The organism is Kitasatospora sp. NPDC024654, assembly GCF_055559155.1.
In genome coordinates this window covers 53,710-75,566 of sequence record NZ_JBVHLF010000022.1, presented here as the reverse complement: position 1 = coordinate 75,566, position 21,857 = coordinate 53,710, and the positions used below count along the sequence as shown (strand labels likewise).

At 70.3% G+C, this 21,857-nt stretch carries 17 protein-coding genes; 6 read left to right on the top strand and 11 right to left on the bottom strand.

Annotation, left to right across the window (positions count from 1 at the left end):
• The first annotated feature begins 65 nt into the window (after positions 1-65).
• Positions 66-911, top strand: a complete 846-nt coding sequence (locus ACZ38L_RS15990) for a helix-turn-helix transcriptional regulator (protein WP_465693311.1) — start codon at positions 66-68, stop codon at positions 909-911.
• Between the two features lie 61 nt (positions 912-972).
• On the opposite strand, the gene ACZ38L_RS15985 is transcribed toward ACZ38L_RS15990, so the two are convergent.
• The 7 genes from ACZ38L_RS15985 to ACZ38L_RS15955 all read right to left on the bottom strand — a co-directional run bounded on the left by ACZ38L_RS15985 (position 973) and on the right by ACZ38L_RS15955 (position 8,863).
• A complete protein-coding gene (locus ACZ38L_RS15985; protein ID WP_465693309.1) occupies positions 973-1,302 on the bottom strand; it encodes an STAS domain-containing protein in 330 nt (109 codons plus the stop codon).
• A gap of 2 nt (positions 1,303-1,304) precedes the next feature.
• Positions 1,305-3,395 carry a glycogen debranching protein gene (locus tag ACZ38L_RS15980; RefSeq protein ID WP_465693307.1) on the bottom strand — a complete coding sequence of 697 codons (2,091 nt, stop codon included), beginning with the start codon at positions 3,393-3,395 and terminating at the stop codon, positions 1,305-1,307.
• A gap of 3 nt (positions 3,396-3,398) precedes the next feature.
• Entirely contained in the window at positions 3,399-5,219 is a 1,821-nt protein-coding gene (locus ACZ38L_RS15975) for an AGE family epimerase/isomerase (protein ID WP_465693305.1), read from the bottom strand.
• The gene (locus tag ACZ38L_RS15970; RefSeq protein WP_465693303.1) at positions 5,216-5,827 is read right to left on the bottom strand and encodes a DJ-1/PfpI family protein; all 612 of its coding nucleotides are present in this window, start codon (positions 5,825-5,827) and stop codon (positions 5,216-5,218) included. Before ACZ38L_RS15970 ends, ACZ38L_RS15975 begins: the two co-directional genes overlap by 4 nt.
• 79 nt (positions 5,828-5,906) lie before the next feature.
• Entirely contained in the window at positions 5,907-6,344 is a 438-nt protein-coding gene (locus tag ACZ38L_RS15965) for a hypothetical protein (RefSeq protein ID WP_465693301.1), read from the bottom strand.
• 53 nt (positions 6,345-6,397) lie between these two features.
• Positions 6,398-8,002 (bottom strand): thiamine pyrophosphate-binding protein, encoded by a 1,605-nt coding sequence (locus ACZ38L_RS15960; protein WP_465693299.1) that lies wholly within the window; start codon positions 8,000-8,002, stop codon positions 6,398-6,400.
• Between the two features lie 33 nt (positions 8,003-8,035).
• Positions 8,036-8,863: a type 1 glutamine amidotransferase domain-containing protein gene (locus tag ACZ38L_RS15955; RefSeq protein WP_396558949.1), complete on the bottom strand. Its 828-nt coding sequence runs from the start codon at positions 8,861-8,863 to the stop codon at positions 8,036-8,038.
• A gap of 303 nt (positions 8,864-9,166) precedes the next feature.
• Here ACZ38L_RS15955 and ACZ38L_RS15950 point away from each other — a divergent pair, with 303 nt between their 5' ends.
• The 4 genes from ACZ38L_RS15950 to ACZ38L_RS15935 all read left to right on the top strand — a co-directional run bounded on the left by ACZ38L_RS15950 (position 9,167) and on the right by ACZ38L_RS15935 (position 16,054).
• On the top strand, positions 9,167-11,137 hold the full coding sequence (locus tag ACZ38L_RS15950) for a maltotransferase domain-containing protein (RefSeq protein WP_465693296.1): 1,971 nt from the start codon (positions 9,167-9,169) through the stop codon (positions 11,135-11,137).
• Between the two features lie 61 nt (positions 11,138-11,198).
• Positions 11,199-12,872 (top strand): maltose alpha-D-glucosyltransferase, encoded by a 1,674-nt coding sequence (treS, locus tag ACZ38L_RS15945; RefSeq protein WP_465693367.1) that lies wholly within the window; start codon positions 11,199-11,201, stop codon positions 12,870-12,872.
• Complete coding sequence (locus ACZ38L_RS15940; protein WP_465693294.1) at positions 12,869-14,293, top strand: maltokinase N-terminal cap-like domain-containing protein; 1,425 nt, start codon at positions 12,869-12,871, stop codon at positions 14,291-14,293. The genes treS and ACZ38L_RS15940 overlap by 4 nt, the downstream gene beginning before the upstream one ends.
• 552 nt (positions 14,294-14,845) lie before the next feature.
• A complete protein-coding gene (locus ACZ38L_RS15935) occupies positions 14,846-16,054 on the top strand; it encodes an IS701 family transposase (protein WP_465693291.1) in 1,209 nt (402 codons plus the stop codon).
• A 590-nt stretch (positions 16,055-16,644) separates the two neighbouring features.
• On the opposite strand, the gene ACZ38L_RS15930 is transcribed toward ACZ38L_RS15935, so the two are convergent.
• Positions 16,645-17,316 carry a DUF2637 domain-containing protein gene (locus ACZ38L_RS15930; RefSeq protein ID WP_465693289.1) on the bottom strand — a complete coding sequence of 224 codons (672 nt, stop codon included), beginning with the start codon at positions 17,314-17,316 and terminating at the stop codon, positions 16,645-16,647.
• A 71-nt stretch (positions 17,317-17,387) separates the two neighbouring features.
• Positions 17,388-17,594, bottom strand: a complete 207-nt coding sequence (locus ACZ38L_RS15925) for a hypothetical protein (RefSeq protein WP_465693287.1) — start codon at positions 17,592-17,594, stop codon at positions 17,388-17,390.
• 897 nt (positions 17,595-18,491) lie between these two features.
• Between ACZ38L_RS15925 and ACZ38L_RS15920 the strand changes: the two genes are divergently transcribed.
• The gene (locus tag ACZ38L_RS15920; RefSeq protein ID WP_465693285.1) at positions 18,492-19,742 is read left to right on the top strand and encodes a Mu transposase domain-containing protein; all 1,251 of its coding nucleotides are present in this window, start codon (positions 18,492-18,494) and stop codon (positions 19,740-19,742) included.
• A 17-nt stretch (positions 19,743-19,759) separates the two neighbouring features.
• Here ACZ38L_RS15920 and ACZ38L_RS15915 read toward each other — a convergent pair whose 3' ends face one another.
• Both ACZ38L_RS15915 and ACZ38L_RS15910 read right to left on the bottom strand, forming a co-directional pair.
• Positions 19,760-20,500, bottom strand: coding sequence for a class I SAM-dependent DNA methyltransferase (locus tag ACZ38L_RS15915; RefSeq protein ID WP_465693282.1), 741 nt, complete (start codon positions 20,498-20,500; stop codon positions 19,760-19,762).
• Positions 20,501-20,553: 53 nt separating this feature from the next.
• Entirely contained in the window at positions 20,554-21,396 is an 843-nt protein-coding gene (locus ACZ38L_RS15910) for an alpha/beta fold hydrolase (protein WP_465693280.1), read from the bottom strand.
• Positions 21,397-21,857: the final 461 nt, after the last annotated feature.

Sequence of the window (21,857 nt, the reverse complement as noted above, 5' to 3'; positions counted from 1 at the left end):
GGTACAGAGGGCCAATCATGCTGGTATAAATCGCACCAGGACAGAAACGGAAGAGAGCGGTTGCAATGGAAGGCATGTCGCAACGTGAACAGCTCGCCAGCTTCCTGAGGTCGCGTCGGGAGATGCTCAATCCCCGTGACGTCGGCCTCGATCCGGGGCCCCGACGGAGGACTCCCGGCCTCCGGCGGGAGGAGGTGGCGCAGCTGTCCGGAGTCAGTGTCACCTGGTACACCTGGCTCGAACAAGGCCGGGACATCGGCGTCAGCCGCCAGGTGCTGGACAGCCTGGCGAACGCCATGCGCCTCACGGCCGCGGAGCGCCGCCACCTCTTCACACTCTCCGGGACCGCGCTGCCGACCGAGCAGCCGCAGGAGATCACCGTCAATCCGACCCTCCAGGCCCTGGTGCGCACCCTCGCCCCGAACCCGGCCCACGTGATCAACTCGTGTTGGGACCTGCTCGCCTACAACGACGCCTACGCGGAGCTGGTCGGTGGCCTGGACAACCTCCCGGAGGAGGAACGCAACAGCATCTGGCTGCTGTTCACCCGGCCCTCGCTGCGGACCGTGCTGATCGACTGGCAGCGCGAGGCCAGGGAGATCCTGGGACAGTTCCGCGCCTCGGTCGGGCGCCGGCCCGACGATCCGCGGGCCGACGCACTCATCACCGCGCTCACCGCCGCCAGCCCCGCCTTCGTGGCCATGTGGTCCGAACACCCCGTCCAGGCCTTCACGCCGGCGCAGAAGCAGTTCCACCATCCGCTCGCCGGGCGGGTCAGTCTGAACTACGCCAAGCTCTCGGTCGCCGACGACCTCAACCAACATCTGGTGGTCTTCCTGCCGGCCACCCCCGAGGACGCCGTCGGCCTGGAACGACTGCTCCGCGCCCGCGACCCGAAACCCTCCGAGTGACACCGAAGAGGGCCTGCCCCGCCGGCGAAGCGGGGCAGGCCCTCGGTGCTCCGGCCTTCGATCAGCTGGAGAGGACCGGATGCTCCTCGGTCACCGTCATCGACCGGTCCAGCCCGCCCAGACGCAGCGCCTCGCGGACCGGCTCGTTGGCACCGTCGATGATGAACTGGGTCCCGGGGCGCATGTGCTGCTGCGCGAAGGCCAGGCAGCGCACCCCGCCACCGGCCAGCGTGCCGAGCTCGGAGACGTACAACACCAGGCGCTGGAGCGGCCGCCCGGCGGCCTTCTCGACGAGGGAACGCAGCAGCGGGACGTTGCGCTCCTCCAGGTCGCCGGCGAGGTGGAGGGTTGCGGTCGTGCCGGAGAAACCGAGATGTGCCTCGAAAGCCATGATCATGTCCTCTCGTCGGGTTGGGCTGCCAGAACGACCACCGAGTGGTCCGCCACCCGCAGCGTCGTGCTCTCCAGAGCCGGTTCGCGTCCTGCGGGATGACTGTCCGCTCCGGCGTCGGCAGCGGTGTCCATGCACAGATGCCACCGGGTGCCCGCCGGCGGGGCCGGCGGACGGACCGTACGGTGGCGGTCACCGGTGTTGGCGGTGACGAAAACGGTGTCCGCCTCCCCCGCCGGTTCCCGCTGGTGCAGCAGGACCGCCAGGAGGGTGGACGAGTCGCTCCAGTCCGGCTCGTCGGGCCGCTCGCCGTGCCAGCTCACGGACGGGTGGCTCCAACCCGTGGGCGGCTCGCCGACCGGATGCCGGCGACCACGCAGCACCGGGTGGGCCTGCCGCAGTGCCGTGCAGTGCCGGACGAAGCGCAGCAGGTCGGCCTGCGTGCCGGTGGCCGACCAGTCGAACCAGCTCATCGGCGAGTCCTGGCTGTAGGCGTTGTTGTTGCCCTGCTGGGTGCGGGCGACCTCGTCACCCGCCAGGAGCATCGGAATGCCCTGGCTCAGCAGGAGCAGCAGCAGCGCGTTCCGCTGCTGCCGCCGTCGCAACCGTCGCACCCCGGGGTCGTCGGTCGGTCCCTCGTGCCCGCAGTTCCAGCTCTCCTCGTCGGGGATGCCGTCCTGACCGCCCTCGCCGTTGGCCTCGTTGTGCCGGCGGTCGTAGGAGGTCCAGTCCGCGAGCGTGAAACCGTCGTGGCACGTGATGTAGTTGATCGAGGCCGCGGTGCCGCGCTCGCGGTAGAGATCGGGGGAGCCGATGAAGCGGCCGGCGAACTCCTTGGTGCTACCCGGGCGGCCCAGCAGGAACCGCCGGATGGCGTCGCGGTAGCGGCCGTTCCACTCGCTCCACCGACCGTAGGACGGGAAGGACCCGACCTGGTCGACGCCGGTGGCGTCGGTGGCCTCGGCGATCAGCAGGCAGTGCGCCAGGACCGGGTCGTGGGCGATGGCCTCCAACAGGGGTGGATCGTCGAGCAGTCGCCCGTCGGTGCCCCGGGCCAGGATCGAGGCCATGTCGAAGCGGAAGCCGTCGACGTCGAACCGGGTGATCCAATCGCGCAGGCAGTCCAGGATGAGGGCCCGCGTCACGGGATGGTTGGCGTTGACCGTGTTGCCGGTCGCCGTGAGGTTCAGGTGGTCGCCCTCGGGGGTCAGCAGGTAGTAGGCCGGCGCGTCCAGTGCGCGGAACGACAGTGTCGGACCCCGATGGTTCCCCTCGGCGGTGTGGTTGAACACCACGTCGAGCACCACCTTGATTCCCGCCCGGTGCAACTCCGCTACGAGCTCCCGGAGTTCGGCGTCGACCCCGGCCGGGGTGGGATCCGCGGCGTAGGCCGTCTTGGGCGCGAAGAACCCGACGGTGTTGTAGCCCCAGAAATTGCGCAGCGGTGCTCCGGTCTCCGGGGACGTGTAGGTGTTGTCGGTCTCGTCGAACTCCGCGATCGGCAGCAGTTCCACACAGTTGACCCCGAGTTCCCGCAGGTACGGGATCTTCTCCCGCAGGCCCGCGAAGGTGCCCGGGTGGCGCACTCCCGAGCTCGGGTGCCGGGTGAAGCCGCGCACGTGCAGCTCGTAGATGACGAGGTCCTCCGCCGCGGTCCCCGGCCGCGGCACGTCCGGCCGGCAGTGGTCGACCACGAGCTGCGAGCGGTAGTCCGGGCGCTCGCCCCAACTCCCGCCGCCCGCCAGGCCGCGGGCGTACGGGTCGAGCAGCACCGGTGAGCGGGCGCCCGCGGCCGGGCCCGGGTACGGCTCGACACGGAAGCCGTACCCGACCCGGGCCGGGTCGAGCCCGGACACCCGCAGGGTGAAGACCGAGCCGACCCGGTAGCGGTCCGGGAAGGGGAGTTCCGCCAGCACGGTGCCGTCGTCCGGGTCCATGAGCACCAGCCAGACGCGCTCCGAGACGGACGAGTTGACCGCGAAGTTGATCCCACCCGGCACCACGGTCGCGCCCAACGGCAGCGGCTGGCCGGGCCCCGACGACAGGCCGCCGATCGGGTTCCGGCCCCGGGCCGGCTCGGTCGCGCTCCTCATGGGCTACTCCCTCACCGGGCGCAGTCGGGCCTGGACGATGTGCCGGGACTGGCTCTTCGGCAGCCGGACCGTCATGCTCTCCGGGTCGAAGTCGGTGTACGGCGCACCGTCGATGCGCACCGACTCGAGCACCACCCGGCCGGCCGGCAGGACGTCCGGGGCGACCCGGAGCAGACCCTGCGGGTACTGGGCGTCGCTCTGCGGGCGGAACCAGAGGTCGAGCGGCTCGCGGTGGACCAGCAGCCGGGTGTAGACCTCGGCGAGGTAGCACAGCTCCGCCTTGTGGTACATGCTCATCGCATGGCTGCCCTTGAGCCGTTCGTTCCCCAGGTGGTAGGGCAGGCCGTCGGCGAGGACGGTGAAGTGCACGCCCCCCTCGTCGTGGTCGAGGAAGTAGGCGTTGTAGAAGGCCGAGGACTCGTGGGCGTGCCGGAGGAAGTCCTGGTCCCCGGTGTGGCCCGCCAGCACCAGGTAGGCCAGGATCGCCTGCTCCTGCTGCCACCAGGCCTTGCGGTCGTGCCAGACGAACGCGTGCCGGCCCTCCTCCGGGATGCGCTGGACCATGTCGTACCAGCCACCGCGCTGCGGGTCCCGGCCGACCTCCGGCATCGTGCGGCCGATCTGCTGGGCCAGGGCGCGGTACTCCACCTTCGGCAGGGTCGCCTGCATCCGCATCAGGTTCCAGGCGATCTTCAGGTTGTGTCCGACGACGGCCCGGTCCTGCTGCCAGCCCCACTCCCGATCGGGCGTCCAGTCCGCGTGGAACCGCTCGTTGACGAACGGGCTCCGCTCGTCGGAACGGTCCGGCATGTGCGTGACGATCATGTCGAAGGTGTGTTCCAGCATCCGGCGGTAGCGCTCGTCGCCGGTCGCGAGGAACAGGTTGAACAGGTAGGCGGGGGCGTGGTCGCCGACCGAGTTCCAGTTCTTGCGCGAGCGGTTGGGACCCAGCGAGTCATGGTGCGGGCTGAGCGTCACCGGGTCGATGTGCGAGTAGTAGCCACCGAGCTTGGGGTCGGCGAAGAACCGCTCGAAGAGGCGGACGGTGCCCTCGATGTCGGCGAGGATGGCGGGGCTGCCGGTGGCACGGTAGGTCTGGGTCAGCCCGACCAGCGCGTAGATCTGCTCGTACGCCGGGATGGCGCGGTAGTCGTCGCCGAACTCGGAGGCGAAGAACTTGTGTTCGCGCGGCCCCTCGAGGTCGATGCCGTGGTACCAGTAGACGACGTCCTCGGCCGGGTCCTGGAACCGCATGTGGTCGTGCAGGTACTGCGATCCCCGCTCGGCGACGTCGAGGAAGTCCTCCTCCCCGGTGAGCATGAACGCCGTCGCCATCCCGTACAGCATCCGGGAGATGGTGTCGGTCTCCTGCACATGGGTCAGGGTCTTCTCACCGCTCCTGCGGATCTCCGTCCGGTAGTCGGCGAAGTCGATCCGCGTGGTGCCGAACTGGGAGCGCCGGTAGAAGCGGGCCAACTGCCTCAACTGTTCGGTCCACCAGCCCGGTTGCTCGTACGGCGGGCGGACGTCGGACTCCGCCACCACGATGAGCTGGGTGGACTGGAAGTGCAGGCCGGACTCGCGCGGGTAGACCGGGCCGTAGCTGAACACGAACGCCCCTGGCTGCAGGAGCTCGTCCAGTCGACCGGTGACGTCCTGGTAGGGCTGGCCGAGGTTGCGCAGCTGCTGCGCGAACGTCACGTCGGTGAGGTGGACGGTCACCTCGCGGCCGTCCGGCGTGCGCAGTCGGAGCTGCTGCCCGCGGCGGCCCAGCACCCGCCCCGCGACGCTGTCGGAGAAGGAGAAGGCCAGGTCCGCGGTCATGACGCCAGCACCAGCGGGGTGTCGAGCACGTCGATCACGGCCCGGACCAGCAGGTGGCAGTGGTCGGCCGTGCGCCCGGTCACCAGGTCGCCGTCGACGACCACGTCCTGGTTGGCGTAGACCGCTCCCATGTTCCGCACGTCACCGACCAGGTTGTTGTGGCAGGTGACCTGGCGGTCGCGGACGAGTTCGGCGGCGGCCGACATCAGCAACAGCCCGTGGCAGGAGAAGGCCTTCACCACGTGCGGCAGCCGGAACGCCCGACGCATGAGGTCGACCGCCGGCGCCGGCTGGTCGACGTCCTCGCTGTAGCGCAGCCGGTCGGCGACCATGCCGGAGGGCACCACCAGGGCCGAGTACCGCGACAGCTCCCCGTAGTCGAGGGATTCCAGGTCCTCGGTGACGGTGAGCGGGGCCCGGTGTTCGTGGCCGGTGAAGGTGAGCGAGGGCTGTCCCCACAGCCGGGTCAGCAGGACGACCTCGGCGCCCTCCTCGGCGAACCGGCGCCGGTAGTAGGAGATCTCGTCCTCGACGAAGTCGCTCTCCACGAGGATCCCGATCCGCCTGCCGATGAGGCGCCCAGGCGATACCGATGTGTTTTGGGTCATTGTGTTGTCCTCGATTCGTGTCGGATGGGTGCGCGCCGCTCCGCCGCCGGTCCACGGGAGCGGACCGGCGGCGGAGGGGTCAGACGCCGGCGAGCGCGCCACTCAGTGCGGGCTGCTGCACGGCGATGCTGCGGATGCGTGGTTCGCCGTTCTGGAGGACCACCCACCAGGTCTGTCGTCCGGTGTCCCGCTCCGGCCGTGCCGGGACACCGGCGGCCTCCGCCGTCGCGGGCGTGATGGTCACCTGGGCGTGGACGGGCGACACCAGGCGGACCTCGACCTCGTCGGCGCTCCCGCCGCCGGCCGCCAGGCCCGCGGCCCCGGCCTCCTGGTACCAGGTCTGGAACTCGCGGACACCGCGGACCGTGTGTCCGGGCAGCTCCAGCAGCAGGCCGTTGGCCAGGAGCGGGAGCAGCTCGGCCGGGGAGGCCCGGCGAGCGAGCGCGGAGCGCCACTGCTCGACGAGCCGGTGGACCCCGTCGGTGGAGAGTACGGACCGTGCGCTGACCGATGTCATGGCAGTGCCTTCCTCTGTTGATCGGATGGACCGGTTCTGCCGGGCCGGGCGGATCAGTCAGTGGCCAGGTCGATCAGGTAGGGGCCGTCGTGCCCCAGCATCGCCTCGACGGCGTCCTCCACCTGATCCAGCCGGTCCACCCGCCGGCCCGGCACACCCAGCGAGCCGGCCAGCTCGGCGAAGCGGATGTCCGGCTTCGACAGGTCGAAGGCCGCTGGGTAGGCGTGCGCGGCGATGCCGAGCTCGCGCCAGTACTGCTCGATGTTCAGGTCCAGCAGCCGGTAGCGGCGGTTGTTGCAGATGACGAACTTCGCGTCGATACCGTGTCGCGCCGCGGTCCACAGCGCCTGAATGGTGTACATGCTGCCGCCGTCGCCGGTGAAGCCGACGACCTGGAGCTCGGGACGGGCCAGCTTGACGCCCAGGGCTCCGGGAATCCCCACCCCGAGCGAGCCGCCCCGGGTCTGGAAGAACCGGCCCGGCACGCGCGGCGGGAGGAACTTCGCCAGCGCCCCGGAGGCGGTCAGCGACTCGTCGAAGACGGCGAGGTCGGCCGACGCCCGTTCGGCGAGCACATGGACGAAACGCTCCAGGACCGAACCGTCCTCCGCCGGAGCGGTCGGTGCCGGGTGGTCCGGCCGGGCGGCCCGGTGGGGCCGCCGGCGGTCCAGTTCGCCGGCGAGCGCCGCCAGGGTGAGCTTGGGATCCGCCACCACGCCGAGCTCCACCGGGAAGTTCTTGGCGATCTCGTAGGCGTCCAGGTCGACGTGGACGATCCGGGCGTCCTCGCGGAACGGACTCACCAGGGAGGGGAACACCTCGGGGAACACGTAGGTCCCCACGATCAGGACGGCATCCGCCTCCCGCACCACGCGGGCACTGTCCGCCCCGAACATGTGGCCGAGCTGGCCCCCGTACAGCGGGTGGGTCGTGTCGATGTTGACCTCGGAGGAGTTCACTCCCCACACCGGCGCGCCCAACCGCTCGGCGACCGCGGTCAGTTCCTCCTGGGCGCCGCTGGCGGCGACCCCGTCGCCCATCAGGATGAGCGGCCGCTCCCCCGCGAGCAGGGCCTCGGCGGCCTGCTCGACCAGGGACGGCGTGGGCGCCACCCGGGTGTCCGGGATCGGGGTGGGCACCACCGGCTCGGCGGTGACCTGGTCGAGCACGTCCGCCGGCAGCACGACCACGACCGGCCCCCGGGGCGGCGTCATGGCTGTCTTGACCGCGCGCCGGAGCACCCGCAGGGTGGACGCCGGATCCACCACACGCGTGGCGTACTTCGTCACCGGACGCGCCATCGCCACCAGGTCGGCGGCCATCTGGGCGTCCATGGAGTCGTACCGGACGCCGGCCTCGCCCACCAGGACCACCAGCGGTGAGCCGCCCCGCTTGGCCTGGTAGAGCATGCCGATCCCGTTGCCCAGTCCGACCCCGCTGTGGAGCTGGACCAGGGAAGGCCGCTGGGCAGCACGCGCATAGCCGTCGGCCATACCCACCGCCACTGCCTCGTGCAGAGCCAGCAGATAGGACGTCTCGGACCGGCCGGCCTCATCCAGGAATCCCTGCTCGACGGTTCCCGGATTACCGAACATGTAATCGATGCCGTCGGCCGCGAACTGCTCGTATATCGCGATCTTCCCTGGTCTTGCCCGCACCTCAGTTCTCCTTTCCAGAATTCGGACCGGTGGTTACCAGCCGTATCGGCGCAGACCGCTTTCCAGGGTCTGCACCAGCAACTCACCGCTCAGAATCGAGTCGGGAGTGGACCGCGCGGTGACGAACGGGAAGTCGACGATCACCGAGGTCTCCTTGCCCACGTTGCCGTGGAAGGCGCCCTCAGGACCCGTGGCATCGCGCAGGATGTACTCCAGCGGGTACGGCGGCGGACCCATGTTGAAGTTCACGCCGAGGAATCCGGTGCCGTCCTTGTAGTCGTACTCCTTGGGGTGACCGGTGACGTGCTTGCCCCACAGCAGGCTGGTCCGGGTCTCCAGGTCCCGGGCGAAGGCCAGCACGGCCACGCCGTAGCACTCGGCCAGGATCGGCTTGTCCGCGGCGGCGAAGGCGAGCACCACCTCGTGCAGCCGCTCGTTGTTGGCCAGGTCGACGATGGGACCGCTGCCGCCGACGATGACCAGGGCGTCGAACCCGGCGATCAGGTCGGCGGTGGCCGTGCCGAGCCGGCGGTGGTAGTCCTCCAGCTCACGCAGGTGGTTGAGCGCGCTGTAGTAGGGGCGCTCGGGGATGATGTCCTGCAGGCTGAGCGGGTTGTCCAGGCGGCTGGACTCGTCCAGGGCACGGGCCTTGCGGGCCATGTCCCGGGTGGTGACCGATCGGCCCAGCGGCGGGTCGATGTAGTCGGCGTCCATGCTCGGGGGCAGCGCGTGGGCGCGCTTGCCGGTGGGGGTGGCGAAGGTGATGCGGTACCCCTGGGCGTCGAACGCGTCGACCGGGCCGACGAGTTCCTCCCCCCAGTAACCGTATTCGGAAAGCACCACCAGGATTCGTTTCGACAAAATTCCTCCATGGCTCGTGGGTTGGACGCCGTCGATTCCTCGGACTTCCCTGAGGTGTCGGCGAATTCCGTTCGCCGGACGACTGCGTGACACCTACTCAATCGGCTGGGCGGTCCCCCGGCAAGGTCCGGCCCGGGCCGGGCGACCACTTGTCGAAGTTGACCGTGTCGCCGGCCCGAACCCGGTCCGGTCCGCCGACTTCGCGGAGTCTGCACAGTACGCGGCAGCTTCCCCGGCGGGCCTTTCTTCCACCTTTCACCGCTCCACATGATGACGACATCACAGGAGAAGAGGTGACTGACCATGCTTAGTCGGTTAGCAGTCACGGATGTCCGCCCGGCAGTCGACGGCGGCCGGTTCCCGGCCAGGGCCGTCGTGGGCGAGCACATTCCGATCGAGGCCACCATCTGGCGTGAAGGACACGACGCCCTCGCCGCGGTGGTCGTCTGGCGCCGGCCGGACTCCACCGCCCCGGGCACCACCCTGCCGATGTCGCTCGCCGACCCCGGCAACGACCGCTGGACCGCGACGGTGGTCCCCGACCAGCCCGGCATGTGGACGTACCGCGTCGAGGCCTGGAGCGACCCCTGGGCGACCTGGCGCCACGGGATCCGGGCCAAGCTCGCGGACGGCCGGTCGGCCGACCAGCTCGGCAACGAACTCGAGGGCGGCGCCCTGCTGTTGGAACGCTACGCGGAGCTGGCCGAGCCCGACCAGGTGCCGCGACTACGACTGGCCGCGGACCGGTTGCGCGACCGGAACGCGACACTCGGACAGCGGGTGTCACCCGCGCTGAGCGCGGAGACCGGCGCCGTCGTCGCACGGAGCCCGCTGCGGGAACTGCTCACCCGCGGGTTCGCCCACCAGATCTGGGTGGACCGCCCGTTGGCCCTCGCCGGCGCCTGGTACGAGCTGTTCCCACGCTCGACCGGCGGACGGGACGGCGCGGGCCGTCCCGTGCACGGCAGCTTCGCCACGGCCGGCGCCGAACTGCCGCGGATCGCGCGGATGGGCTTCGACGTGGTGTACCTGCCGCCGATCCACCCGATCGGCCGGACCCACCGCAAGGGTCGCAACAACACCCTGACGGCCGGCCCCGAGGACGTCGGTTCGCCCTGGGCCATCGGCTCCGAGGACGGCGGCCACGACGCCGTCCACCCGGACCTCGGCACATTGGCGGACTTCGACGCCTTCGTCGGCCAGGCCCGGGAGTTGGGCCTGGAGGTCGCCCTCGACCTCGCCTTCCAGGCCTCTCCCGACCACCCCTGGGTCCGCTCCCATCCGGAGTGGTTCACCACCCGGCCCGACGGCACGATCGCCTACGCCGAGAACCCGCCGAAGGCGTACCAGGACATCTACCCGCTGAACTTCGACAACGACCCGAGCGGGCTCTACGCCGAGCTGCTCCGCATCGTCCTCTTCTGGATGGCGCACGGGGTGACGGTCTTCCGGGTCGACAATCCGCACACCAAGCCCGCCGAGTTCTGGCACTGGCTGATCCGCAAGGCCAAGCAGCACGACCCCGACGTGTTGTTCCTCTCCGAGGCGTTCACCCGCCCCGCCGTCCTCCAGGGCCTGGCCAAGGTCGGCTTCACCCAGTCCTACACCTACTTCACCTGGCGGACGACCAAGCAGGAACTGACCGACTACTTCACCGAGTTGTCGGAGACCATCGACTTCCTGCACCCCAACGCCTTCGTCACCACACCCGACATCCTGCCCGCCCAGCTACAGCTGGGGCAGCCCGCGGCCTTCGCCCTGCGCGCCGCGCTCGCCGCGACCCTCTCCCCCAGCTGGGGCGTCTACTCGGGCTACGAGCTGTACGAGCACCAGGCGTTGGCCGAGGGCGGCGAGGAGTACCTGGACTCCGAGAAGTACGAACTGCGGCCCCGGGACTTCGCGGGCGCGCTGGCCGAGGGGCGCAGCCTGCAGCCCTGGCTGACCGCCCTCAACCGACTGCGGCGCGAGCACCCCGCGCTGCGCCAACTGCGCCAACTGCGCTTCCACACCATCGACAACGACGCGCTGATCGCCTTCTCCAAGACCGACCCGGCGACCGGCGACACCGTGCTGTGCGTGATCAACCTCAACCCCGAGCAGGTCGAGGAAGGTCTGCTGACCCTCGTTCCGCCCCTGCCGGGCGTGGAGCCGGACGGCAGTGTCGCCGCCCGGGAGGCGCTCAGCGGCGAGGCCGTCCGCCTGGGCGGCGGCACCGTCAAGATCGACCCGGCCGATTCCGTCGCCCACATCTACACCTGGAGCAGCCATGGCTGATCTCACCGACGACGGACTCGTCGTCACACCGCAGGCCGAGGACTACGACACGGCGCGCGCCATGCCGGTCGAGCCCGAGTGGTTCAAACGGGCCGTCTTCTACGAGGTGCTGGTCCGGTCCTTCTTCGACAGCAACGGCGACGGCACCGGCGATCTCCGGGGCCTCACCTCGAAGCTCGACTACCTGCAGTGGCTCGGGGTCGACTGCCTGTGGCTGCCGCCGTTCTACGCCTCGCCCCTGCGTGACGGCGGGTACGACATCAGCGACTACCGCGCGGTGCTGCCCGAGTACGGCACGATCGACGACTTCGTCGAGCTGCTGGACGCCGCCCACGCGCGGGGCATCCGGGTCGTGGTCGACCTGGTGATGAACCACACCTCTGACCAGCACCGCTGGTTCCAGGAGTCCCGGCAGCATCCGGACGGTCCTTACGGGGACTTCTACGTGTGGGCCGACGACGACCAGGGCTATCCCGACGCCCGGATCATCTTCGTCGACACCGAGGACTCCAACTGGACCCACGACCCGGTGCGCGGACAGTACTACTGGCACCGGTTCTTCAGCCACCAGCCCGACCTCAACTACGACAACCCGCGGGTCCAGGACGCCATGCTCGACATGCTGCGGTTCTGGCTGGACCTCGGCATCGACGGCTTCCGGATGGACGCCGTGCCCTACCTGTTCGTCGAGGAGGGCACCAACGGCGAGAACCTCCCGCGCACCCACGAGTTCCTCAAGCTGGTGCGCAAGGTGGTGGACGACGAGTACCCGGGACGTGTGCTGCTCGCCGAGGCCAACCAGTGGCCCACGGACGCGGTGGAGTACTTCGGCGACCACGGCACCGGTGGCGACGAGGCCCAGATGGCCTTCCACTTCCCGTTGATGCCGCGCCTCTTCATGGCACTCCGCCAGGAGAGCCGGACGCCGATCTCCGAGATCCTCGCCCAGACACCCGTCATCCCGGCCGGCAGCCAGTGGGGCGTCTTCCTGCGCAACCACGACGAGCTGACCCTGGAGATGGTCACCGACGAGGAACGCGCCTACATGTACGCGGAGTACGCCAAGGACCCGCGGATGCGAGCCAACATCGGCATCCGCCGCCGGCTCGCCCCGCTGCTGGACAACGACCGGCGACAGATCGAGCTGCTGACCGCGCTGCTGCTCTCCATGCCGGGCTCGCCGATCCTGTACTACGGCGACGAGATCGGCATGGGCGACAACATCTGGCTGACCGACCGGGACGGCGTGCGCACCCCGATGCAGTGGACACCCGACCGCAACGCCGGCTTCTCCACCGCCAACCCGGGCCGGCTGGTGCTCCCCGTGATCATGGACCCGACGTACGGCCACGCCTCCGTCAACGTCGAGGCACAGCTCTCGGTGGAGTCCTCCCTGCTGCACTGGACCCGCCGGATGCTGACCGTGCGCCGGTCGCATCCGGCCTTCGGGCTGGGGACGTTCGAGGAACTCGACACCGGCAACCCCGGCGTGCTCGCGTACGCCCGACGACTGGCCCGCCCCGGGCACCCGGACGACCTGGTGATCTGCGTCAACAACCTCTCCCGGCACCCGCAACCGGCCTCCCTGCGACTGGCCGAAGCGGTCGGTCTGGTCCCGCTGGAGCTCACCGGCAACGTGCCCTTCCCCGTCGTCACCGACGGGCCCTACCAGGTGACGCTGGCCGGTCACGGATTCCTCTGGCTCTCCCTCTCCCTCCCTGGCGAGGCGTCATGACGACCCTGTTCGAGGCCCTCCCGGCGCCCGGGCTCACCGCCGCCCTGACCCACTGGCTCCCCCGGCAGCGCTGGTTCGCCGACAAGGGAAGGTCGGTGCGCCGGGTCGCCGTCCTGCACCAGCTCCCCTTCGCCGAGGCCACCGAGGCCGGCGGACCGGCAGGCGCGCTGGTGGTGGTCCGAGTCGACTTCGTGGACTCCGCCCAGTCGACCGACTACCTGCTCCCGCTCGGAGCACGGACGGTGCTGCCGTCCGGGCTCCGGATCCAGGCCGTCGCGGAGCTGCCCGGAGCGGTGGTCTACGACGCGCTGGAGGACCCGGAGCTGGTCGCCCGGCTGGTCCGGCGGATCGCCGCCGGTGAGAGCGGTGGCGGGGTGCGCTTCGAGCCCGAGCTGCCCGCCTTCCGGCCGTCCGAGCAGCGCCTGGCCAGCCGACGGCTGGGGGTCGAGCAGAGCAACAGCTCGGTGGTGGTCGACGACCAGTACCTCCTGAAGGTCTTCCGCAAGCTCGTCCCCGGCACCAATCCGGACCTGGAGCTGCAACGGCTCCTCCGGGACGCGAAGTCCACCCAGGTGCCCCGGCTGCTGGGTGCCGTGGAAGGCCCGCTGGGGGCGGGTCACGCCACCTTCGGCCTGCTCCAGGAGTACGTCCCCGCCGCCACCGAGGGCTGGCAGCTCGCCCTCGCCGACCTCAGGCGGCTGCTCGAGGGCGAGCGGCCGGCCGGCCAGGACGGGCCGGCCGGTCCCTTCGCCGCCGAGGCCGCCCGGCTGGGCGCGGCGGTCGCGACGGTGCACGACGAACTCGCGGCGCTGGGTGGGACGGTGCCCCTGCGGCGGGCCGACCTCGCGCTGATCGCGGGCCGGATGACCACCCGGCTGGACGCCGCCCTGGAGCTGGTACCCGAGCTGGCGGTCCATCGTGACCGGGTGCGCGCCGTGTTCGCGGCGGTGGCCGACCTGTCGCCGGAGCTGGCCGGGGACGTCCAGCGGATCCACGGCGATCTGCACCTGGGCCAGGTCCTGCGGTCACCGTCCCGGTGGCTGGTCATCGACTTCGAAGGGGAGCCGGCCGCCCCGCGGGCCGAACGCGGCGCGATGCACCCGCCGGCCAAGGACCTCGCCGGCATGCTGCGCTCCTTCGACTACGCGGCCCACCACCAGCTGCAGCAGTCCGCGCTGGGGGTCGCCCTCGACCGCCCCGGAACGCTGGTCAGGCAGTGGACGACGGAGAATCAACTGGCCTTCTGTACCGGCTACGCCTCGGTCAGCGGTCGCGACCCGGGCAGCCATGGAATTTTACTGACGGCATATCAGCTCGATAAGGCTATTTACGAGTTGTGCTACGAGATCCGCAATCGACCCAGCTGGGCCTGGATACCACTGAGCGCGGTGGGCCGACTGCTGACGCCGTCGAGAGCGTAGCGACTCCGGCCGTGATCGTTGGATGCGCGGCCGACTCGGGTTGCCCACACGGCACCGCAGTCGGCCGCGTACTCCTACCCGAACCGGACAACTCTCGGCCATTTTCGGAACGCCCTTCAACAAGACCGTTCAGCATGTGTTTACTTGGGGCAAGCCTGCAGCATGTCGATCGCCGATCCCGGGAGGTAGAGCCATGATCGAACCACCCTTCGTCGCTCGGCCACGGGGGGAACTTGCCTGCTGGGAACGACTGCGGGCGGGCGAGCGCAGGTCACGGCGGCGCCCCGGGGCATTGGGCGACCGGACACCGGAACGCTCCGGCCGGGCGACCAAACCAAACCGATCGGTTTGTGCCGATGTGACGAGCCATCGGCACTCCGTCGGCCCGACCCAGAAGAATATCCCGGGAAGTATATTTCCCCTTTCAAGAACGTATGCATACGATCCGCATCGTATCGCGATTACGTTAGGTGGCCATTGCACGACCAACAGCCCTAGATAACCATGGTGCCCATCGGTGCCGAAGTTACTGGCGTGAACAGGGGGTAGAAAGTGTCAGTTCAGGCAGGCATAGTCAGACCGCTTACTGCATATGACAGCCTATCTGCGTACGCTAATGAAGTGTTCAGCCCGATGCTACGAGCTGATCAGCGACGCTGGGCCGAAGTATATCTCCGTGGATTACTGCTCGCCGACGGAAAGAAATCCGTCCGGCGAATAGCCGACAGTGTACGGATCTTTCGCGCCAACCAGTCCCTCCAGCAGTTCATCAACCAGAGTCCGTGGGAGTGGCAGCCGGTGCGCGCGCTGATCGCGAAGCGGGTCGAGGCCGTCCGGCCACCCGCGATCTGGCTGATCGAGCGGCTGGTGATCCCCAAACGGGGAGACCGCTCGGTCGGCGTGCAGCGCCGCTTCGTTCCCGAGGTCGGCCGCACGGTCAACAGCCAACTGGCTTTGAGTGTCGCCCTCGTGTCGGATTCCGGGAGCGTTCCGGTGAACTGGCGGATCGCGCTCGCCAACGCCTGGTCCAAGGACGCCGATCTGCGCCGGGCCGCCTACATCCCGGATTCCGCGGCCGGAAAGCCGGAGTGGGCGGAGGTGTCCGACATGGTGGACGAGATGGCAACCGGCTGGAGATTGTCACCCGCGCCGATCGTGGGTGACGTGCGGCACCTCCCCGACGCCATGCGGCTGCTGTCCAATCTGGCCCGCCGGGGGATGAGTTTCTGCGTCCAGGTGGAGGGGTCGTTCCCCGTGGTGGGGACCGACTACCTGCCCCTGGCGGCGCGCCACGAGGCCACCGCGCTGCCGGTCGGCCCGCAGGCCCTGGTGAGTGTGCAGCAGCACCTGGGCGGCACGGGGGCGCAGTTGCCCCGGACCTCGCAACGCACGCTCCCCGGGCTCGACCCGCGGCGTACTCGGATCGTGTCCTCGCTGGCCCGGATCCCGCTGCCCAAGAGCTCCGGCAACGCCGCCACCCAGATCGTGCGGGTGACCGGCGAGCTGAGCGGCCGGGACGGCCTCTCCAGATTCTGGGTCACCAACATGACGCACCAGAAGCTGGACGACGTGATGGCCCTCACCCGACTCGCGCAGCACAGCCGGCGAGAGGTGGAGACGGGCGCGTCGAGATTCGGGCTGCGCGACTTCGAAGGACGCTCCTACCCCGGGCTGCACCACCACCTGACCATGGTGTCGGCGGCTTTCGGCTACACCGCGATCGATCACGAGAGCGCGATCGACGATGTCCTGAGCTCGTAGGAGGTTCCCAACGACTGACGACCATGACCGAGTGGCCGGAGGTGGAAGGGCATCGGGGCACCACGACCCCGAGCACCGTCCGGTGTCCAGCGCCCGCACCCCGGCGATCCGCGGGCCCATGGTCTGTGTCCGAGACCGGACACAGGCCATGGGCCCGCGGATCAGTGCCGGTGTCGTTCCCGACGTGCTCATGGTGCGCCGCCGCCCGTGTCTTCACCCACCTCACCCAGCGACTGCTCCGCACCCGCGGCTGCTCCCCCGCCCGAGCGGCTGGGCCGACGCCCGCGGCACTCCGATTGTGCGGCCAACTCCCCTTCGGGTCAGGGGTCGTGTGGCAGAACAGCCGGAACGCCCGCACCTCCCCTTCGATGTCCGGATCCACGAGTCCGACCGCGGGGACCGTCCGACGCGGTCCTCGGAATCCGAACTCGGGCTGGGAGATGATCCGTTGACAGCGGTCGGGGGTGGTCGACCAGGGGTGCGGATTGGTGTCGCGTTCGAGCCCCACCGGGAACCAATCCGCGCGTGGTCCGCCCCTGGCCCGAAACTCCGTTACCAGTAGCGGGACATGGGGGTCGGCGGTCATCGGGTCATCGCCGCACCCCCTTCACCGGGGCCGCCTTGTGCGAGGCGTGGCGGTGCGTGCCCTTGCCCGCGAGGAGTTGCCGGACCAGCTGGTGCAGCGAGACCACGGCGGTGATCGGCGGCAGGCCCGCGACGATCACGTCGGGGACGGTGTGGGAGACGTCGGCGACACAGAGCCCGGTCGCCACGGTGGAGAAGACGACCACCACGACCCAGGAGTGCAGGGGCCGGCGTCCGTCCAGGGCGGCGCGCAGCACCGACAGGCAGCCCACCAGCCACGGCCCGTAGACGATGAGCGGCCACAGCTGCGACAGCCCGCGCGGCACCCGGGTGAACGCCAGGTCCCGCAGCGGGTCGTAGGAGAGCAGCCAGCCCAGCACGCACACCGCGATCACGGTCACGGCGGTGAGCACGCCGAAGAGCGAGCCGAGCACCTGCGACCAGGTGGCCGTGAAGAGGTGCGCGCGCCGCCGGTGCCGGGGCACCGAGGGGGCGGCCGGGCCGGCGGCGGACAGCCCGGGGTCGTCGACGGGAGTACGGGGGCGCGGAACGAAACCGAGGCCATCGGGATCCCAGGCGCCCAACGCCTCGATGGTCGGGTAGGGGTACAGGTCCTCCGGGTCGAACTGCACGGTGCCCCCGTGCGGGGGGAGGAACTCGCCTCTCGGGTCATACATGACACCCTCCGTACCCTTGCCACTCTCGCCGCCCCGGCCGGCGGCCGTCCGCTCGGCGTGCTCCGTAGCCGTCACGCACCGGTCAGGGCCGGGTCCACGCCGCAGCGCCTGGCGAAGTCCTCCTCCAGCTGACGGATCGTCCGCAGGAAGTCGGCCAGCTGGCGGGAGCAGTGCCGTAGCACGACCCGCTCGCCGTTGCACGACAGGTAGCCGGTCCGCACGTCCCCCGCCGGGTTCCGCCGGTCCGGCACGAAGAGCCACTTTCCAAGACTGGTCACCGGCTCCTGCGGCGGATGATGCGGCGGAGCCATCGGCTGGCACATTGAACTCATGCCCCCATCAACGAAGCGGCTTCCCGGACCCGTGTCCGGCATCCGGGCGTCGTTCCATATTCAGCATTCCGACTGCTCGCCGAAACTACCCGACACGGGCACGACCTGGGTATTTTCGGAGCGCCATTCTCCGGAATTCAAAACCGATCCTGCTCGTCGAAATTCCCCAGCGCCCGCCACATGCCGCCGCGGCAATTGTGGGCCCGCCCGCAGCACGGCGATTCGTGGCCGGCCCGGACCGCCGTCGGTCGGCCGCGGCGGTGCGCGCGGCGCTCCATGCCCGAAAAACCGGAGCACACCGGAGTTCCATGATGATACTTTTTTTGCTGGTGCACTCCCGGGCGACCGCCCCGCAAGATTCCACCGATCCCGCCCACACTGCGCCATTCGGGTTGGATTTGCCGGGGATATTTGTCCCGGACATTTGCCACGACTCCCCCGATCGGGTCACCCCGAGCCAGCCAAGCAGACTCGGTGGCGTCCGACAACCAATCCGTCGCAACCGGACGAACCGCCCGCGCACTCCGCCGCCGGGAGCACCGAGATATTTTCCGTAATTCCTGGTCGCCACCCGATCCGGACGGCCGCGAATAGTTGATCAACAGGCGTCGTTCCATATGAGTTTCCGGCGACGCTCGCTGAATCTCCCCAGTGGCGCGGGGCATGGCGCAATCCGCCCGAACACGGTGCTCCCTGAAATTCCCCAGGGTCGCGGACCGGGACGACCTTGCCCGTTCCGCCATTTGTTCTGCTGCGATCGTGTAACATTTACGGCCGCGTGGGGTCCAGCCGTAATTCAGGGGCCCGTCTGCGGAGGGAAGTCCAGCTTGTGAGGAGCAACGGATGCTCACCAAGGAGGAATACGAGGATGTGCGGGAACTGCAGCGGCAGGGGTGGTCCATCTCGGCGATCGCCCGGCACCTGGGGCGCGACCGCAAGACGGTGAGGTCCTACCTGGGTGGGGAGAAGATCGCGGGGATCCGCAGTCCTGCCCAGGACGAGTTCTCCCGGTACCTGCCGTACTGCCGGCAACGGCTCACGGACGATCCGCACCTGCCGGCGTCCGCGCTCTTCGACGAGGTCGCGGCACTGGGCTATCCGGGTGGTTACTCGACCTTCACCCGGGCCCTGCGCAAGCACCAGATCCGGCCGACCTGCGCGTTCTGCCGCTCCGCCAGGTCGAGCGAAGGCGGCAGCGCCCCGCGGCCGGCGGACGAGAAGGTCCGGTTCGAGTGGCTGGAGCTGCCCGACCCGCCCGCGGAGTGGGACGGGGCGAGCCCCGCCCGCCTGCTGCTGGGCTCGCTGGTCCGGCCGGACCGCTGGCGCGCGGTGATCACCGAGAGCGAGGAACTCCCGCACCTCGTCGAGGCCGTCGACCAGGTGCTGCGGCGGCTGGGCGGCACCACCATGCGCTGGCGGTTCGGCCGGACGCCGGCCGTGTGGTGCCCGAGGACCGGCCGGGTGACGCCGGACTTCGCGGAGGTGGCCAGGTACTACGGCGTCTCGGTCAAGGTCTGCCGCGCCGACCGCACCGGCGCCGCGAACCCCGCCCACCACGCGGCCGTCCGGAGCTGGTGGCAGACCATGCCGAACGGCGGCTCGCTCTGGGCCGCCCAGGAGAGCCTCGACCGCTTCGCGTCCGCCCTGGACGGCCGGCACCGAACGACCGGCGACCCGGATCAACCGGCCTCCGGGGCGGCGCTGTTGGACCTGCCGGCCACCGCGTACCCGCTCCGGATCTGCGTCGGCCGTACCGTCACGCCGCAGGGTCTGGTGCCCTACCGCGGCAACTCCTACGCGGTCCCGCCCGATCTCGCGGGCGCGGCCGTGCAGGTACGCCGGCGTCTTGGCGAGCCGTTCCTGTCGATCACCACCACGAGCGGAGCGGTCATCGCCCGCCACGCGGTGGCGCCGCAGGGAGCGGGGCTGCAACTGATCGGCCGGGGCGGGGCCATCGTGCTGGACCGTCCCGCCCGCCCGGCCCGGGCCGAGGCCTCGTCCTGCCGGCGCGGCCAGGGCCACCGTCCGCTCTCCCCGGCGGCCCTGGCCGAGGCCGACGCCCTGCGCGGAGCCGGCTCGGCGCCGGGGCGCTAGCCGGCAGGGATCGGCCGTCAGTCGGTGGGCTTCTCCCAGATCGAGACGTGCTGGCGGCTCTCGCCGGTGAAGGGCTCCCGCGTCCACCCGTCCCAGCGCTCGCGCAGCCGCAGCCCGGCGAGCTGGGCCATCAGGTCGAGTTCCGCCGGCCAGACGTACCGGAAGGGGATCGATCGGTACTCGCCGCGGCCGTCCACGACCTCGACGTAGTTCGAACTCATGGCCTGGGTGGCGACGTCGTAGAGGTCGAACGCCCACCGGGTCGGGCTCACCCGGAACGGCACCGCGTTCTGCCCGGCCGGGAGCCTCCGCAGCTCCGGGACCATCACCTCGATGACGAAACAGCCCCCGGGGTCCAGGTGGGCCGCGACGTTGCGGAAGCAGGCCACCTGCGCCGCCTGCGTGGTCAGATTCATGATCGTGTTGAAGAGCAGGTACGCGACGGAGAACGTCCCGTCCACCCGCGTCGTCGCGAAGTCGCCGATCGTCACGCCCATCGCGTCGCCGCCCGGCTTGGCGCGCAGCCGGGCGACCATCGCCCGCGACAGGTCGATGCCGTGGACCGGGACCCCGCGGCGCGCCAGCGGCAACGCGACACGTCCCGTCCCGACGCCCAGCTCGAGCGCCCGGCCCCGGCCGGCCAGCTCCGCCAGCACGCCGACCGTCGCGTCCACGACGCCCGGCTCGAACATCTCCGCCGACGACTCGTCGTACCTCGCCGCGACCCGTTCCCCGAAGTAGCCGTCCTCGTCATCCATGCCCCGGACGGTACGGCGGAAGACCGTCGCGAGGCACGCGAATTATCCGGCCGTCAGGAGAGGTGCTCCAGCAGCAGGGGGATGATCTGGTCCGCGTTGGCCTCGGGGAGCCAGTGGGTGGCGCCTTCCAGGGCGACGAAGCGGTACGGGGCGCGGACGTACTCCGCGGTGAGTTCCGCGGCCTCGCGGCCCAGGGCACGGTCGGCGGTGCCCCAGACGAAGAGGGTGGGCACGGCGACCTCGCCGACCGGGAGGTACAGGTTCTCGCCGAGCGCGCGGTACCAGTTGAGCCCCCCGGTCAACGGCCCGGGCTCGGACAGCCGGCGGACGTTGGACTCGGCCAGGTCGGCCGGCAGGATGTCGCGGTACAGGTTGCGCAGCGCGGCCGCGTCGTCCGCGAGCAGCGACTGTTCGGCCACGTGGCCGGGCGCCCGGAAGTGCTGGACGTACTCCGAACGCTTCCGCTGGTCGCCCTCCCCGGTCATCGCCCGGTGGAGGGCCTGCGGGTGCGGGGTGGAGAGCACGGTGAGGGTGCGCAGCCGGGCCGGATGGGCGGCGGCCAGGGCCCAGGCCACCAGGCCGCCCCAGTCGTGCGCGACCAGGTGGAAGCGCTCGGCGCCGAGCGCGTCGGCGAAGCCGAGCGCGTCCGCGACCAGGTGGTCCACCGCGTAGTCCGCGACGGCCTCCGGCCGGGCGCCCGGGGAGTAGCCGCGCTGGTCCACCGCGACGGCCCGGTAGCCGGCCGCGCCGAGGGCGGCGAGTTCCGCCCGCCAGCAGTCGGCGAACTCGGGGAAGCCGTGCAGCAGGAGCACGAGCTCACCGGTGGCCGGTCCGGCGGCGAGTGCGTCGAAGGTGTGTGGTCCGACGGTCAGTTGGCTGGCGGTCAGTTCGGTCATGAGGCAACTCCGTTCTTTCTCATGCGAGTTGATAGTCCACGGGGAGGTGTGTCGTGGATGACCGCGCACGGCGCGGCGGAGCGGGGGCCGGCGTTGCGGGCCGCCACGACACCGAGCAGGAACCTCGTCACGATGACCGGGCCATGACGATCCGTGACGACCTGCTGGTGTGCCATGGTCACATCCTCACCGATGCGTGGCGCGTCGTGCACCGAAGTCCGGCGCGCTGTGTCCTACCTCTCAGGAGGTCGGTCCCCGTGCTGAACAGTGCGCGAGAGGGACCGGGGCCCGGAGAGGGATCACGGACGGTGTCCTCGTGGGCCACGCCGCCCGCCCCGGGGGGGGGGGGGGGGGGCGGGGGGGGGGGGTGGGGGGGGGGGGACGTCCCCGGCATCGGGACCAAAGGAGGGGGGGGGGGGGGGGGTGGGGGCCACCCAGCCGCCTTGTCGTTCTCCTTCCCA